The organism is Agrobacterium sp. SUL3 (assembly GCF_001263295.1).
In the GTDB taxonomy this organism is placed as follows: Bacteria; Pseudomonadota; Alphaproteobacteria; order Rhizobiales; family Rhizobiaceae; genus Agrobacterium; species Agrobacterium tomkonis.
On sequence record NZ_KQ414505.1, the window covers coordinates 117291 to 132800 of the forward strand.

9 protein-coding genes and 1 pseudogene are annotated in these 15510 nt (G+C 59.2%); 4 read left to right on the forward strand and 6 right to left on the reverse strand.

Features of this window, described 5'->3' with window-relative positions; translation table 11 throughout:
* Positions 1-16: 16 nt before the first annotated feature.
* Complete coding sequence (locus AKG12_RS14980) at positions 17-1069, reverse strand: threonine aldolase family protein (RefSeq protein ID WP_052819425.1); 1053 nt, start codon at positions 1067-1069, stop codon at positions 17-19.
* A 472-nt stretch (positions 1070-1541) separates the two neighbouring features.
* On the opposite strand from AKG12_RS14980, the pseudogene gltB reads away from it, so the two are divergent.
* The 3 genes and pseudogenes from gltB to AKG12_RS14990 all read left to right on the forward strand — a co-directional run.
* Positions 1542-6188: pseudogene (gene gltB, locus AKG12_RS14985) on the forward strand (glutamate synthase large subunit); the annotation flags it as partial.
* Between the two features lie 8 nt (positions 6189-6196).
* The gene (locus tag AKG12_RS30260) at positions 6197-6355 is read left to right on the forward strand and encodes a hypothetical protein (protein ID WP_156316059.1); all 159 of its coding nucleotides are present in this window, start codon (positions 6197-6199) and stop codon (positions 6353-6355) included.
* Between the two features lie 15 nt (positions 6356-6370).
* Positions 6371-7825: a glutamate synthase subunit beta gene (locus AKG12_RS14990; RefSeq protein WP_046799952.1), complete on the forward strand. Its 1455-nt coding sequence runs from the start codon at positions 6371-6373 to the stop codon at positions 7823-7825.
* A 200-nt stretch (positions 7826-8025) separates the two neighbouring features.
* On the opposite strand, the gene AKG12_RS14995 is transcribed toward AKG12_RS14990, so the two are convergent.
* The 4 genes from AKG12_RS14995 to AKG12_RS15010 form a co-directional block, all read right to left on the reverse strand.
* A complete protein-coding gene (locus AKG12_RS14995) occupies positions 8026-9381 on the reverse strand; it encodes a sensor histidine kinase (RefSeq protein ID WP_052819427.1) in 1356 nt (451 codons plus the stop codon).
* Positions 9378-10052 (reverse strand): response regulator transcription factor, encoded by a 675-nt coding sequence (locus tag AKG12_RS15000; RefSeq protein ID WP_046799950.1) that lies wholly within the window; start codon positions 10050-10052, stop codon positions 9378-9380. Before AKG12_RS15000 ends, AKG12_RS14995 begins: the two co-directional genes overlap by 4 nt.
* A 203-nt stretch (positions 10053-10255) precedes the next feature.
* Positions 10256-11491: an SGNH/GDSL hydrolase family protein gene (locus tag AKG12_RS15005; RefSeq protein WP_052819428.1), complete on the reverse strand. Its 1236-nt coding sequence runs from the start codon at positions 11489-11491 to the stop codon at positions 10256-10258.
* Between the two features lie 62 nt (positions 11492-11553).
* A complete protein-coding gene (locus AKG12_RS15010; protein WP_052819429.1) occupies positions 11554-12777 on the reverse strand; it encodes a lytic murein transglycosylase in 1224 nt (407 codons plus the stop codon).
* 195 nt (positions 12778-12972) lie between these two features.
* On the opposite strand from AKG12_RS15010, the gene galU reads away from it, so the two are divergent.
* The gene (galU, locus tag AKG12_RS15015) at positions 12973-13860 is read left to right on the forward strand and encodes a UTP--glucose-1-phosphate uridylyltransferase GalU (protein ID WP_046799947.1); all 888 of its coding nucleotides are present in this window, start codon (positions 12973-12975) and stop codon (positions 13858-13860) included.
* Positions 13861-13914: 54 nt separating this feature from the next.
* On the opposite strand, the gene uppP is transcribed toward galU, so the two are convergent.
* Complete coding sequence (uppP, locus tag AKG12_RS15020; protein ID WP_052819430.1) at positions 13915-15420, reverse strand: polysaccharide biosynthesis protein UppP; 1506 nt, start codon at positions 15418-15420, stop codon at positions 13915-13917.
* Positions 15421-15510 lie beyond the last annotated feature (90 nt).

The following is a 15510-nucleotide window of genomic DNA, read 5'->3' on the forward strand; positions in this document are numbered from 1 at the left end:
GCCCTCAAATGTTGTGTCAGACAGAAGCGCAGATCGACAGGAATTCGTCCACGTCGGCCTCGGTCGTCGCAAAGCTGGTGACCATGCGGATCAGCAATTCGTCCTTGCCGACTTTTTCCGGCATGTCGCGCGGCTCCAGCCAGTCATAGAACTTCGCACCCTTGGCCGTTGCGGCTTCGGCGGCGGCCTTCGGCAGAATGGCGAACACTTCGTTGGCCTGCGTCGGCCAGGCGAGACGGGCGCTGTTGAGCGAGCCGAAGCCGGCGCGCAGCCGGTTGGCCATGGCATTGGCGTGGCCGGCGAGACTGAGCCACAGATCGTCCTGCAGATAGGCTTCGAACTGCGCGGCGATGAAACGCGATTTCGAAAAAAGCTGGGCGGTGCGCTTGCGCAGGAAGGAGAAGTCCCGGGCGAGCGAAGGATCGAAAAACACGATCGCTTCCGCACACCAGCAGCCGTTTTTCGTGCCGCCGAAAGACAGCACGTCGACGCCGCGTTTCCAGGTCATTTCGGCCGGCGTGGTGTCGAGTGCGGCAAGCGCATTGGCAAACCGCGCGCCATCCATGTGCAGTGGCAGGCCGTTGTCTTTGGCGATCCTGGCGATGGCATCGATTTCATCGAGCGTATAGACCGTGCCGGCCTCGGTCGCCTGCGTCATGGTGATGGCGGCGGCGCGGCCATGGTGAACGGCATCCTGCGGATAGCGCGCGATGCGTTCGATCAGGTTTTCCGGCAACATCTTGCCATCAGGCCCTTCAACGGCGACCATGCGCATGCCGCTGAAGAAATCAGGCGCGCCGCATTCGTCTTCAATCACATGGGCTTCCGAATGACAGAAGGTCAGGCCGCCGGGGCGGGCGATGCTGGCCAGCGAAAGCGAGTTGGCCGCCGTGCCGGTGGCGACGAAAAACACCGCGACCTCGCGCTCGAATATCTCGTTGAAGCGTTTTTCGATGGAGAGATCGAGTTCGCTGGTGCCGTAAGCTGCGGCAAAGCGGGTGGATTCCCGCGAAAGCCGTTCGTTGACGGCCGGATGGGCGCCAGCCCAATTGTCTGAAGCAAAAAACATCTCTGAAGGCTTTCCGATAGCTGAGTGTCTGTTTTGGGGCTGCGTGAAGCGATGACGGGGAAAGTTCTAGGACCTAACCTTGCGATTGGCAAATCCGGTAATGAAAGCAATAGCTCGGCCCATTTTGTGACAAGAAAGTTTCGCGCAATAGGTCAGTATCGAAACTTCACTGCAAAATGACCGTCCGACTAATTGGATTCGCACCCTTGCCAATTCCGCCGGTTTCTGCCAAAATCCTCGTGAATTGAGACAGCTTTGCTGTCCTAAATTTGCTCGAACCGGGTTGAGTGCGATTTTTGCGGGAAGCGAGAATTCGTGGTCGAGCCGGATCTTCGCATGAAACCATGCAAGTAATTTTGCAGGAGGGACAAAAATGACGCACAAGCCGCAGGCAGAGATCGCCGCCGCAACCCTGACCACTGACTGTCCCACCGCGGCCGTGGCCGCACCCGTTTCTGCGAAGGCGCGTTTCGCGGGCGGCCTGCCGGAAAAGCAGGGTCTTTATGATCCTGCCAATGAACATGACGCCTGCGGCGTTGGCTTTGTTGCCCATATGAAGGGTCAGAAGTCGCACCAGATCGTCAAGGACGGCCTGTTCATCCTCGAAAACCTGACGCATCGCGGCGCTGTCGGTGCCGATCCGCTGATGGGCGATGGTGCCGGCATTCTCGTGCAGATCCCCGACCGTTTCTTCCGCGAGGAAATGGCGGGCCAGGGCGTGACGCTGCCCAAGGCTGGCGAATATGCCGTCGGCCACATTTTCATGCCGCGCGATCCGTCGCGCATCGAGCACTACAAGAAAGTTATCGTCGACGTAATCGGCGAAGAAGGGCAGCAGTTCCTCGGCTTTCGTGATGTGCCGGTTGACAATTCCTCGCTGTCCAAGGCCCCGGATATTGCCGGGACAGAACCGCACCATGTTCAGGTCTTCATCGGTGCCGGGCGCGATGCCGCGACCAATGCCGATTTCGAGCGCAAGCTGTTCCTGATCCGCAAGGTGCTGTCCAACCGCATCTATGACGAGGGCGGCGGCAAGGAGACGCAGGATTTCTATCCCGTGTCGCTCTCCTCCTCCACCATCGTTTATAAGGGCATGTTCCTCGCTTATCAGGTGGGTGCTTATTACAAGGATCTGGCCGATCCGCGTTTTGAATCCGCCGTCGCCCTCGTGCACCAGCGTTTCTCCACCAACACCTTCCCGTCGTGGAAGCTTGCGCACCCCTACCGCATGGTCGCCCATAACGGTGAGATCAACACGCTGCGCGGCAACGTCAACTGGATGGCGGCGCGTCAGGCATCCGTCTCGTCGGCGCTGTTCGGCGACGATATCTCCAAGCTCTGGCCGATCTCCTATGAAGGCCAGTCGGACACCGCCTGCTTCGACAACGCGCTGGAATTCCTCGTGCGCGGCGGTTACTCCATGGCCCATGCCGTGATGATGCTGATCCCGGAAGCCTGGTCCGGTAACCAGTCCATGTCGGCTGAACGCAAGGCATTCTACGAATATCACGCAGCACTGATGGAGCCGTGGGATGGCCCGGCCGCCGTTGCCTTCACCGATGGCAAGCAGATCGGCGCGACGCTTGATCGCAACGGCCTGCGCCCGGCACGTTATCTCGTCACCGACGACGACCGCATCATCATGGCGTCTGAAGCCGGCACGTTGCCGGTGCCGGAAGAGCGCATCGTCAAGAAGTGGCGTCTGCAGCCCGGCAAGATGCTGCTGATCGACATGGAAAAGGGTTCGATCATTTCCGACGAGGAGGTGAAGCATGAACTTGCCGCCAAGCACCCCTATCGCACCTGGCTCGACCGCACGCAGCTTATCCTTGAAGAGCTGAAGCCGGTCGAACCCCGCGCGCTGCGCCGCGACGTGTCGCTGCTCGACCGCCAGCAGGCCTTCGGCTACACCAGCGAAGATACGAAGCTGCTGATGTCGCCGATGGCGACGACCGGTCAGGAAGCCATCGGCTCGATGGGCACGGATACGCCGATTTCGGCCATGTCGGACAAGTCGAAGCTGCTCTACACCTATTTCAAGCAGAACTTCGCGCAGGTGACGAACCCGCCGATCGACCCGATCCGTGAAGAGCTCGTCATGAGCCTCGTCTCCTTCATCGGTCCGCGCCCCAACATTCTCGATCACGAAGGTGCGGCCCGCGCCAAGCGTCTGGAAGTGCGCCAGCCGATCCTGACCAATGGCGATCTGGAAAAAATCCGCTCCATCGGCCACACAGAAGACCGCTTCGACACCAAGACGCTCGACTTCACTTATGATGTGGAACGTGGCGCGGAAGGCATGCCTGATATGCTGGACCGCCTGTGCGAGCGGGCGGAATCCGCCGTACGCGGCGGTTACAACATCATCGTGCTTTCCGACCGTCAGCTCGGCCCTGATCGCATCGCGATCCCCGCGCTGCTGGCAACGGCTGCCGTGCACCATCACCTGATCCGTAAGGGTCTGCGCACCTCGGTCGGCCTCGTCGTGGAAACCGGCGAACCGCGAGAAATCCACCATTTCTGTCTGCTGGCCGGTTATGGTGCCGAAGCGATCAACCCCTATCTCGCCTTCGATACGCTGCTCGACATGCACAAGCACGGCGCCTTCCCGAAGGAAGTGTCCGACGACGAAGTCGTTTATCGCTACATCAAGGCGGTTGGTAAGGGCATTCTCAAGGTCATGTCCAAGATGGGCATTTCCACCTACCAGTCCTATTGCGGTGCGCAGATCTTCGACGCCGTCGGCCTGTCTTCGCAATTCGTCGAGCAATATTTTTTCGGCACCGCCACCTCCATCGAAGGTGTGGGCCTGACGGAAATCGCCGAAGAAACCGTAACGCGCCATACCGCGGCTTTCGGCAAGGATCCGATCCTTGCCAATACGCTCGATATCGGCGGCGAATACGCCTATCGCATGCGTGGCGAGAGCCACGCCTGGACGCCGGATGCCGTCGCTTCGCTGCAACATGCCGTGCGCGGCAACAGCCAGGATCGCTACCGCGAATTCGCCGGCATGGTGAATGACACGGCGCTGCGCATGAACACCATTCGCGGCCTGTTCAACGTCAAGTCAGCGGAAGCGCTCGGCCGCAAGCCGGTCTCCATCGATGACGTCGAACCGGCAGCCGATATCGTCAAGAGATTCTCTACCGGCGCCATGTCCTTCGGCTCCATCAGCCGTGAGGCGCATGCGACGCTGGCCGTTGCCATGAACCGCATCGGTGGCAAGTCCAATACCGGCGAAGGCGGCGAGGAATCCGACCGCTACCTGCCGTTGCTCAACGGCAAACCGAACCCGGAACGCTCGGCCATCAAGCAGATTGCGTCGGGCCGCTTTGGTGTGACGACGGAATATCTCGTCAATGCCGATATGTTGCAGATCAAGGTGGCGCAGGGTGCAAAGCCCGGCGAAGGCGGACAGCTACCCGGCCACAAGGTGGATGCAACCGTTGCCAAGACCCGTCACTCCACGCCGGGCGTCGGCCTCATTTCGCCACCTCCGCATCATGATATCTATTCCATCGAAGATCTGGCGCAGCTGATCTACGACCTGAAGAACGTCAACCCGGAAGCCGATGTTTCAGTGAAGCTGGTGTCGGAAGTCGGCGTCGGTACGGTTGCGGCCGGCGTTGCCAAGGCCCGCGCCGACCACATCACCGTTTCCGGTTTTGATGGCGGTACAGGCGCTTCGCCGCTCACCTCGCTCAAGCATGCAGGCAGCCCTTGGGAAATCGGCCTTGCCGAAACCCAGCAGACGCTGGTGCTGAACGGCCTTCGCTCACGCGTTGCGCTGCAGGTGGATGGTGGTCTAAAGACCGGCCGCGACGTCATCATCGGCGCTCTGCTCGGTGCGGACGAATTCGGCTTTGCCACAGCGCCGCTGATTGCAGCGGGCTGCATCATGATGCGCAAGTGCCACCTCAACACCTGCCCGGTGGGCGTCGCGACGCAGGACCCGGTTCTGCGCAAGCGTTTCAAGGGCACGCCGGAACACGTCATCAACTATTTCTTCTTCGTAGCTGAAGAAGTGCGCGAAATCCTTGCCTCGCTTGGCGTTACCAGGCTGGACGAAATCATCGGCGCTTCCGAACTGCTTGAGAAGGATGAGATGCTGGCTCACTGGAAGGCCAAGGGGCTGGATTTCAGCCGCATCTTCCACAAGGTCGAGGCTCCCAAGGAGGCAACCTTCTGGACTGAGCGCCAGAAGCACCCGATCGACGACATTCTCGACCGCAAGCTGATCGAGAAGTCGCTGCCGTCGCTCGAAAACCGCGAGCCCGTGGTTTTCGAAGTGCCTATCAAGAACGTCGACCGCTCCGCCGGCGCGATGCTGTCGGGAGCGCTTGCCAAGCGCTGGGGCCACAAGGGCCTGAAGGACGATACGATCCACGTGACGCTGCGCGGCACGGCCGGCCAGTCCTTCGGTGCGTTCCTGGCACGCGGCATCACCTTCGATCTGGTGGGTGATGGCAACGACTATGTCGGCAAGGGTCTGTCGGGTGGCCGCATCATCGTGCGCCCGCCGGAAAACACCCGCATCGTCGCTGAAAACTCGATCATTGTCGGCAACACCGTGCTTTACGGTGCGATCACCGGCGAGTGCTATTTCCGCGGTGTCGCGGGTGAGCGTTTCGCGGTGCGTAACTCCGGCGCTGTTGCGGTTGTCGAAGGTGTGGGCGACCACGGCTGCGAATATATGACCGGCGGCATCGTCGTCGTTCTCGGTGAGACGGGCCGCAACTTCGCGGCCGGCATGTCCGGCGGCGTGGCCTATGTTCTCGATGAGACGGGCGATTTCGCCACCCGCTGCAACATGGCGATGGTCGAGCTGGAGCCGGTTCCGGAAGAGGACGACATGCTGGAGAAGCTGCACCATCACGGCGGCGACCTCATGCACAAGGGACGCGTGGACGTTTCCGAAGACATGACGCGCCACGATGAGGAGCGCCTCTACCAGCTGATCTCCAACCACTTCCACTACACGAACTCGTCGCGTGCCAAGGATATACTCGACCGCTGGAGCGAGTTCCGTCCGAAGTTCCGCAAGGTCATGCCGGTCGAATACCGCCGCGCACTTGAGGAAATGGAACGTATGCGCATGGGCGTGGCGGCGGAGTAATCCGCCGCGTGAAGATACTACACCAACTGATCTCGCTGATAACAGCGGTCGCCGTTCCCACGGCGACCTACTGGACGAGCGGCGAGATCGGATTTGAGTTCATCGTATTGGGGGCGGCTTTCGGTTTCGCCTACTGGTACTGGGGCCCGACAGGCGCTCCGCTTTGATGTGAGGACATAAACGTGGGCAAGGTAACAGGTTTTCTGGAAATCGACCGGCAGGTGGGCAAGTATCAGCCCGCATCGGACCGTATCCGCCATTTCCGCGAATTCACCATTCCGATGTCGGATGCCGAAGTGCAAAAGCAGTCGGCACGCTGCATGGACTGCGGCATTCCCTATTGTCATGGCCCGACGGGCTGTCCCGTGCACAACCAGATCCCCGACTGGAACGATCTGGTCTATAACAACAATTGGGAAGAGGCGATCCGCAACCTCCATTCCACCAACAACTTCCCGGAGTTTACCGGTCGCGTCTGTCCCGCGCCTTGCGAGGAAGCCTGCACGCTGAACCTCGAGGATGCGCCGGTCGCGATCAAGACCGTCGAGCAGGCGATTGCCGACAAGGCCTATGAGCTGGGTTTCATCGTACCGAAGCCGGCGACCATTCATACCGGCAAGAAGGTTGCCATCATCGGCTCCGGCCCTTCCGGCATGGCGGCTGCGCAGCAGCTTGGCCGCGCCGGTCACGAGGTTCATGTTTATGAGCGTGAATCGAAGGCCGGTGGCCTGCTGCGTTACGGCATTCCGGATTTCAAGATGGAGAAAAACTTCATCGACCGCCGCGTCGAGCAGATCAAGGGTGAAGGCGTCACCTTCCATTACGGCGTTAATGTCGGCGTCGATGTAACCGTCGAGGCGCTCCTGGCTGATCACGATGCGGTGCTTTATTGCGGCGGTTCGGAAACCCCACGCCCTGCCGGCATCGGCGGTGCAGATCTGCATGGTGTCTACGACGCCATGCCCTATCTCGTGCAGCAGAACCGTCGTGTTGGCCGTGAGAACATCGACAGCGTCGGCTGGCCGGCCGATCCGATCCTCGCCGGCGGCAAGCATGTTGTCGTTGTCGGCGGCGGTGATACGGCGTCTGACTGCGTTGGCACCGCTTTCCGTCAGGGCGCGGTGAAAGTCACGCAGCTCGACATTCGTCCCATGCCGCCGGAAAAGGAAGACAAGCTGGCTGTCTGGCCCTTCTGGGCAACCAAGATGCGCACCTCTTCTTCGCAGGCCGAAGGTGCCATTCGCGAGTTCCAGGTGGCGACGCTTGAGTTCGTCGGTGAAGACGGCGTGTTGACCGGCGTGAAGTGCTGTCAGGTGGATGATCGTCGCAAGCCGATTGCCGGAACGGAATTCATCATCAAGGCTGATCTCGCTTTCATCGCCATCGGCTTCTCCGGTCCCTTCACTGACAGCGTGCTGAAGGAAATGAACGGCAAGCTGGCGCTCAACACCGACCGTCGCGGTTCCACCAATGTGATCGCCAATGAGACTGACTATAAAACCTCCGTCGATAAGCTTTGGGCGGCGGGTGACGTTCGCCGTGGCCAGTCGCTGGTGGTCTGGGCGATCCGCGAAGGCCGTCAGGCGGCACGTGCGATCGATGAAGCCTTGATGGGTGCAAGCCTATTGCCACGTTGAGCGGATCGATGCGGGCGTAAGCCGCACAAAGAAAAACAAAAGGCCTGTTGTGAGAAACACAACAGGCCTTTCGTTCGACTGGACGACCAAAAATGCGATTGGGGTGTCGCATTCATGGGGACGGGCAAAATATCGTGCCTGTGAATTACACCGGCATTACGAGTTTTTCAAAAAGCAGCTTTTTTACGAAAAACGGTGTGTCAGCAATAGGGGAGGCTGATACGGAAACAGGCACCCCCGGTCGATGAATCACTGATGGTGATTTCTCCGCCGTGGTAACGGATGATTTCCTGAACGAGGTTGAGACCAAGCCCGGTGCCGCGATCTTTCGGCCTCAAGCGGTGAAATGCATCAAACACCAGCTCCCTGTCCTCTTCTGGAATCCCGCTGCCTTCGTCGCATATGTCGATAACGCGGTTGGCGGCGACCTTTATGGTGATTGTTCCGCGATTGCCGCCATGTTCGATGGCGTTTTGCACGATATTCATAAGGGCGCGTTGCAATGAGGCGTCATCGGCCAAAGCAAGGATCGGTTCTTCTTCCGGCTCGAAGGAAAGCTCATACCCCTGGGAGATGGCAAGCGGTGCCATGTCAGCTACAACCGACCTGCAGAGGCTGACAAGATCGAGCGGAATAAGCGGCGCTTTCTGTCCGCCCAGGCGCTGCAGATCGAGCAATTGTTCGGCCAGCACGGCGATGCGGCTGGCATCGGCCAATATCCTGCTCCGGGATGGGCCGTCCAGCAGCGTTTCGACACGGGTCTGGAGAATGGCGACGGGGGTTCGCAATTCATGGGCCGCGTCAAGAATGAAGCGCTTGTGCCGCTCGTAACCATCGTCCAGCCGTTTCAGCGCGCCGTTGACGGCATGCACCAGTGGCTGCACTTCTCTTGGAATATCGCCATCCGGCAATCGATATCCGCGTTTGTCGATGTCGATGGTCTCCGCTGTGCGTGCAATGGCGGAGAGGGCGAGAAATTCCCTGCGGATGATCCAGGGAATGGTCACGATCGTTACAATCGACATGAGAATGAGGATCGGCATGATCAATATGTTGGAAAACAGCAGCACGGGGAAGGTCATGCTGAACGGTCCGCCTTTGCCGATCATGGCAAATTCGCCCACCGGCCCGGAAACGCGGCGAACGACGGCGATACGTACGACGGCGAGATAGGAATAGGACAATGCCGCATCGCGTATATCGGAGAGCTTAACGTCGCTCAGCTGCTGATCCATGTTGCTGAATGCTTCTGGCACTTGCCCGCCCTGCACGATCTCCCCTGTTTCGCTGACGGCGACGAACCAGAAATCGGGTGTGTTGCTGCGCAACTGCACGAATTCACTCGTTTCCTTGAGGACCAGCCGGCCATCCTTGTCCCGCACCAGCGCATTGGCGGTAATCTGGGCTGCCTGTGGGCTGAGCAGTGCACTGCCCCCGCCGCCGGTGGACAGATAGGCGACGAAGCCGGCGCTGACGATGAAGAGGCTGCCGATCTGGAACAGCAGCAATTGAATGGTCAGGCGGCGTTTGAGCGATTTCCTCTTGGCCGGTTTCATGATGTCGCCCTCAAAAGATAACCGACGCCGCGAATGCCATGGACCTCCACCCCCGCATCGGCGGCCAGCAATTTGCGGCGCAAACGGGAAATGTGGGAATCGAGGGCGTTAGACTGGATTTCATCATCGAAATTATAGACGGCTTCCTCGAGCAGCGAACGCAGCACCGTTCGGCCCTGTCGCCGCAACAGCGCTTCAAGGATGAGCAGTTCCCGCCTGGTCAGGGCAAGAAACTCGCCCGCAATGCGGACTTCACGGGTTTCGAAGCAAAACTCCAGCTTACCCAGCTTCGCCGTCATCGTCACGGCGCTGGCGGGTCGTCGCATCAGGGCGCGGATGCGGGCGAGAAGCTCTTCGACGGCGAAGGGCTTGGCCAGATAGTCATCCGCACCGAGGTTCAGGCCCTTCACGCGGTCGGCAAGCGCACCCTGCGCCGTCAATACGATCACCGGCGGGGTGACGGGCAAGAGGCGTAGATCCTCTATAAGCTGGATACCGTCTCCATCGGGCAATTGCCGGTCGAGCACGACAAGATCGTGGACACCATCCATGATGGCATGACGGGCAAGATCCAGCGTGCCGACATTATCCACGATGATATCGAACCGGTGGAGCGCGGCGGACAGGGCTGCTGCCATTTCGCGTTCGTCTTCAACTAGCAGCAGGCGCATGAATTGGTCTCGGCAAAATCTTGACGCGGCTCCCGCGGGCCGTGCATGAAGTAAAAATGACAGCTTTTTGGTGGTAACGAAGAAATATCGCCATACAAAATGCGGCTACAGCCCGCATCTCTGTAGAACTTCAGTTATCTTGCCATTTTCGCATTGCCTAAACATTACGCCCGCTTGCGTTTGTAATGCCGGTGCAGAAGCGCCTATTGTCGGGCTTGCACATTCTCCGGGACGACCCGATAGTCATCGATGCGGCCCGCCGGCGCATCGGCCATTTCGCCACGCTTTGTCAGCCGTTCACGCGGCGATTCCACCACCGAGACGCGTGTCGGCCCGGCTGTCAAAGGCCCATCGCCCAGCAGCTTGTCGCCGCCATCGAGATTGGGATCGGTGAGGCTGATCGGCTGCGTGCGCACCTGCCCCGCATCGATGCCAAGCGCCGGCAGCGAGGTGAGTGCTGGAAGATTACTGCCGTCCAGTTTCACGAGATCAGGGCCAGCGCTGTCGAGGTGCCGGCGCACGAATTTCTCGACGTAGAAGGCGAGCTTGCGCTTGCCGGCCTGCGTCATACCGATGCCATCAGCCTCGCGCAGACGGGCCTGCTGGCCGTTCATATCATATCCGGTGATGACGAATTTTCCGCCCTCATCGACGAAGCCGTCCCACACATCCACGAATTCGCCGCCATATTTTTCGACATGGTTGCGGTAGAGCCGGTTGAAGCCGACGAGATCTGCTGTGAGCGAGGGGGACTGGAAGGCGGGCAGGCCAACCCAGAGCAGCGGCACTTTCGGGCGGCCGGCAAGGGTCAGAAGTTCATCGATCCGCCGTTCATATTCCTTGAACCAGACATCGGTGCCGAATTTTTCCCTGATATCGCCGATCTGCATTTGCTGACGATCGTTCGAGCCCATCATGATGACGATGGTGGCCGGATTGGTCTCGCTTATGAATTGCGGCAGGTTGGAAAACCAGTCGTAATAATCCGTGCGGACGAGACCGGAAGAACCATTCGCACGCACATCGACGGCAATTGCCGGTGAACTGGCAAAGGCATTGACCAGCTCTTCCCCCATGCCACCGGCCAGGAAGTCACCGATAACCAGAACGCGCCTTGCGTTTTCAAGCTTGGCGGCTGGCTCCGGCTTTGCGGTTCGCATTTGAACCACCGAAGGTGCCTTTCGGGCGGGTTGAGGGCGAGTAACCGATCTTTCGCGCGGGGCAGAGGGGAAATCCCGCCGGTTGCGGGGCTGGTATTCACGCCCGGATCCGCCATCGCGACCAACCGGCCTGCCGAACAGCATTTCAAACAGGGTGCGCCGCTGTTCCTGGGCAAAGGTCTGGGATGGAACGAGCGGCACGCAAAGGGCAGCAGAAAGAATGATGGCGCAGATGCGCCATCCGGTCTTTCCGCTATTCACCGCAGGTTTCCTATTCATAACATCGACCTTTCCGGATGCTTCGGCGGTGGTGAACCTCCGCCGAATTCGCCGGCATATTATCAATTGCGCAGGGCTCTCAGCAATCTCTGCGACGGCTGGCCGTCATTTTCCATGCCCATACGCGACTGGATGGCGCTGATGGCGGCTTTCGAACCGGAGCCGAAATTACCATCGATCTCGCCATCATAATAACCGAGTTCCTTCATGCGGGTCTGGAGTTCGAATTTTTCGCGAATGTCGAGCGTGCCATCCGGGCGCGGCCATTTCTGCTGCATGCCGCCATAACCGGCGATTTCATCCGCGAGCAGGCCGACGGCCAGCGCATAGCTGTCCGACGCGTTATATTTCTTGATGGTGAAGAAGTTCTTCATCATCAGGAAGCCAGGACCGTTTGCTCCACCCTGCAATTTCAGCATGGCGCGATCAGAACCGCGGGTGAAGTTCTTGCCGTTCGGGCGGGCAAAGCCGAGCTTTGTCCATTCCGAAATCGTCTTCGTCTGGCCTTCGTAACGCGCGCCGCCGCGCGGTACGGCGGTTTCATAACCCCAGGTCCGGCCGGGTTCCCAGCCGTTCTTGGAAAGCAGATTGGCGGCCGTCGCCAGCGCATCGGGAACCGAATGCCAGATGTCGCGCTTGCCGTTGCCGTCGGCATCCACCGCATAAAGCAGGTAGCTGGTCGGAATGAACTGGGTGTGGCCCATCGCGCCCGCCCACGAGCCCGTCAGCTGCTTCGGCGTGACATCGCCCGCCTGAAGGATTTTGAGGGCGGCGATCAATTGCGTGCGCGCAAACTTGCCGCGTTTGGGATCGGAATAGGCAAGCGTCGCCAGTGCCTGCGGAATATTGTGCAGCCGCTCCGGCTTTTCGAGAACCGCGCCGTAATTCGATTCCATCGACCAGATGGCGAGAATGACGTGCTTGTCGACATTGAAGTTGCGCTCGATCCAGTTGAGGGTCGTCGCATGCTTCATCTTCATCTCGCGGCCAATCCGCACCGTATAGGGGTTGACGCGGGAATCGAGATAATCCCAGACCTGGCTGGTGAATTCCGGCTGAAAGGTTGCCTTGCGCAGCGCATCCGGATCCGGTTCGCTGACGCCGGCGAAGGCCTTCTGATAGGTTGCCTTGCTGATGCCTTCTTTCGCGGCTGTTGCATAGAACTGGTTGATCCACTGTCTGAATCCGGCATCGGCATGGGCCGAAACGGGTGCCAGAGAAATCACCAGGCCTGCAACCATCATGCAGCCGAATTTGCGGACATCTGAAAGGATCATCTTTGTCATCGTCAGTCTTTCGTTCTCTCGAATGTCATTTCGATTGCGAAAACGCATCGGGCGTCGTCATGGATAACAAAAGAACGTCAACAAATTCTTTACCATTAATAGATGGTAGCGTCACCCTTTACAAAACGTTGTTATTTTTGAAATAACAACAGCGTGCGGGGATTGTGATCAAGTTTTATCTCTCAGGAGGGATATGTGGTAGAACAGAAAAAAATTCGGAAGGCCGTATTTCCAGTCGCAGGTCTCGGTACCCGTTTCCTGCCCGCAACCAAAGCGGTTCCGAAAGAAATGCTCACTGTCGTTGACAAGCCGGTCATTCAATACGTCGTCGATGAGGCGGCGGAAGCGGGCATCGAGCATTTCGTATTTGTCACCGGCCGCGGCAAGGCGGTGATCGAAGATTATTTTGATATTCAATTTGAACTTGAACAGATGCTGCGTGAGCGCAACAAGAATGCCGAGCTGACATTGCTGGCCGGCCTTCTGCCCAAGGCGGGCACGGCAAGCTTCACGCGCCAGCAGGTGCCGCTCGGTCTTGGCCATGCGGTCTGGTGCGCCCGTGATATCGTCGGCGACGAGCCTTTCGCCGTGCTTTTGCCAGACATGATCATGCATTCACAGAAAAGCTGCCTGAAAGGCATGGTCGAACTTTACGACCAGACCGCCGGCAATGTGATCGCGGTGCAGGAATGCGCTCCCGACCAGACCCACAAATACGGTATCGTTGGTGTGGGTGATGCCGTGGGCGAAGGTTTCAAGATCACTGAAATGGTGGAAAAGCCTGCCAAGGGTACGGCGCCATCGAATTTCTACATCAACGGTCGTTATATTCTTCAGCCGGAAATTTTCGATATTCTCGAAAATCAGGAACGGGGTGCAGGCAATGAAATCCAGCTGACGGACGGCATGTTGACGCTTGCCCAGTCGCAGGAGTTCGCCGGCTATCATTTCCGCGGCCAGACTTTCGATTGCGGCGCCAAGGACGGCTTCATCCTGGCCAACGTTGCATTCGCTCTTGAACGTGGTGATATTCGTCCGGCGATCGAAGAGCCGATCAAGGCCTTGATCGACGGATTGAAGTAACCGACCAGAACGCAATAAAATCCCGGCCTTCGCGCCGGGATTTTTGTTTGGCGATCATCGCTTCAGGACAAGTCCTGCACCGACGCGGAATTCGTTGCTGTCATAGACCGGTGTCCACTGGTAGCTGACGTCGGCGGTCAGGTCGAGATAGCGGTTCAGCCCCCACGTCAGGCCGGCGCCTGCCGTATATTCCACGGCATTCTCGGTGTCGGAGGAGGGGAATGTGCGGTGCACGATCTGTCCCGTCAAACGTGCGACCAGATTGTTGCGTAATTCGTGGGTAAGCCCGGCATCCAGCCGATAGGAAATCCAGCCGCCCTGCGGACCGCCGGCAAAATCCTCAATCGTCGTGCGCAGGCCGAGATTGACATTCGTGCCGCGCTGCGGCGACCAGTTGAGTTCGCCGTCCAGCGTCAAAGCGCCGATGGCGGCGAGACGGTCATCGTCATATTGCTTGCGCAGATAACCGATCGCGGCCTCGCCACGGGTCTTTTCGCCGAGATCGACCTCGGTTCCGATCTTCGCGCCATAGGAGTTGGAGGAGCGGGCGTAACCGGAATTGTCCAGACGGCTGTCATATTTGGTCTTTCCCGCGTTCAGTTCCAGGAACGGGATCAGCGCCGGCGACAATTCGTAACCAATGCGCCCGCGCAGGTTCACGCCGTTCTGGTCGCGGTCGCTGAGGCTGATCGGCCTGCCATCAAGGCCTTTCGCATCCGTATAGACCGTGCGGGAGAGATCGAGCGCCGCAAGCCCACGCAGTTTGCCGAAGTCCCGCTCTATCGAAGCGCCGGTCGTAAAACGGTGTTCACCACCCTGCACGGCAGCGCCGGTCAGAGCATTGGGGTCTGTTGTGTCTTCGCGGCTGAATTCGTAACCGGCCTTGAGATTGGCCTTCGTCTCTTCGCCGAGATCAAGGCGCAGATCGGCCTCTATCCGCGCCCGGGGCTCTTCGCCATCCTTGTCGCCGCCGAAGTTTCTCTCCCAGGCGCCGTCGCCCGTCACGGTCAGTGCGTGGCGAGACCAGTCGCTGGTAAGCGTACCGCGGATGCCTGTTGTCAGATAGTTGCGTCTGGAGGGACCGCCGGTGTTCGTCTGTTTTTCCGTGTTGATGGTCTGGCTGATCGCGGGACGCAGCAGGAATGTGCCGATCCGGATGCCCGGGGTCTGGCCAGGCTCAGCCGCGATCTGCGGATTTTCACCGCCATCCACCGTCGGCTCATAGGGGTTTTCAGCCTCGGCATAGGGTTGGCCCGCATCGTCCTGCTGTTCGTAAATCGGGTCGCCGGGATTGTTCGAGGGACGCCAGAGCTGCTGTGGCGCAGGCGCTGCCGCAGGTGCAGTCTGCCGCGCATCTGTCGCTGCTCCATCGCTCGTCGCTGGGGTGGCCGAAGTTGTTCCGTCACCGGCGGGAGGAACGCCGGGCAATAAGGGTGTGGCTGTGACGGCAGTTTGTGCGAAAAGGCTTGCCGTGGTGGAGCAAAGAAGCGTGCAGGCAAGCAACAGGGTTGCTGCTTTCCGCGACGTCTGCAGACGTGTGGCGGCGCCCTTCACATTCATTCCTCTTCACCCGGCGAATTTGGCCGATGCCCGATCGATAATTTGCCAAAACACTTCCCCGGGCCAAATGAATGAGAGGCCGATGAAATG

What these genes read in the sequence shown, in the direction of transcription:
- AKG12_RS15010 (WP_052819429.1), bottom strand. Translation starts at nt 12,777, where the DNA reads ATGACAAAGATGATCCTTTCAGATGTCCGCAAATTCGGCTGCATGATG.
- AKG12_RS14995 (WP_052819427.1), bottom strand. Translation starts at nt 9,381, where the DNA reads ATGAAACCGGCCAAGAGGAAATCGCTCAAACGCCGCCTGACCATTCAA.
- AKG12_RS15000 (WP_046799950.1), bottom strand. Translation starts at nt 10,052, where the DNA reads ATGCGCCTGCTGCTAGTTGAAGACGAACGCGAAATGGCAGCAGCCCTG.
- AKG12_RS14980 (WP_052819425.1), bottom strand. Translation starts at nt 1,069, where the DNA reads ATGTTTTTTGCTTCAGACAATTGGGCTGGCGCCCATCCGGCCGTCAAC.
- uppP (WP_052819430.1), bottom strand. Translation starts at nt 15,420, where the DNA reads ATGAATGTGAAGGGCGCCGCCACACGTCTGCAGACGTCGCGGAAAGCA.
- AKG12_RS15005 (WP_052819428.1), bottom strand. Translation starts at nt 11,491, where the DNA reads ATGAATAGGAAACCTGCGGTGAATAGCGGAAAGACCGGATGGCGCATC.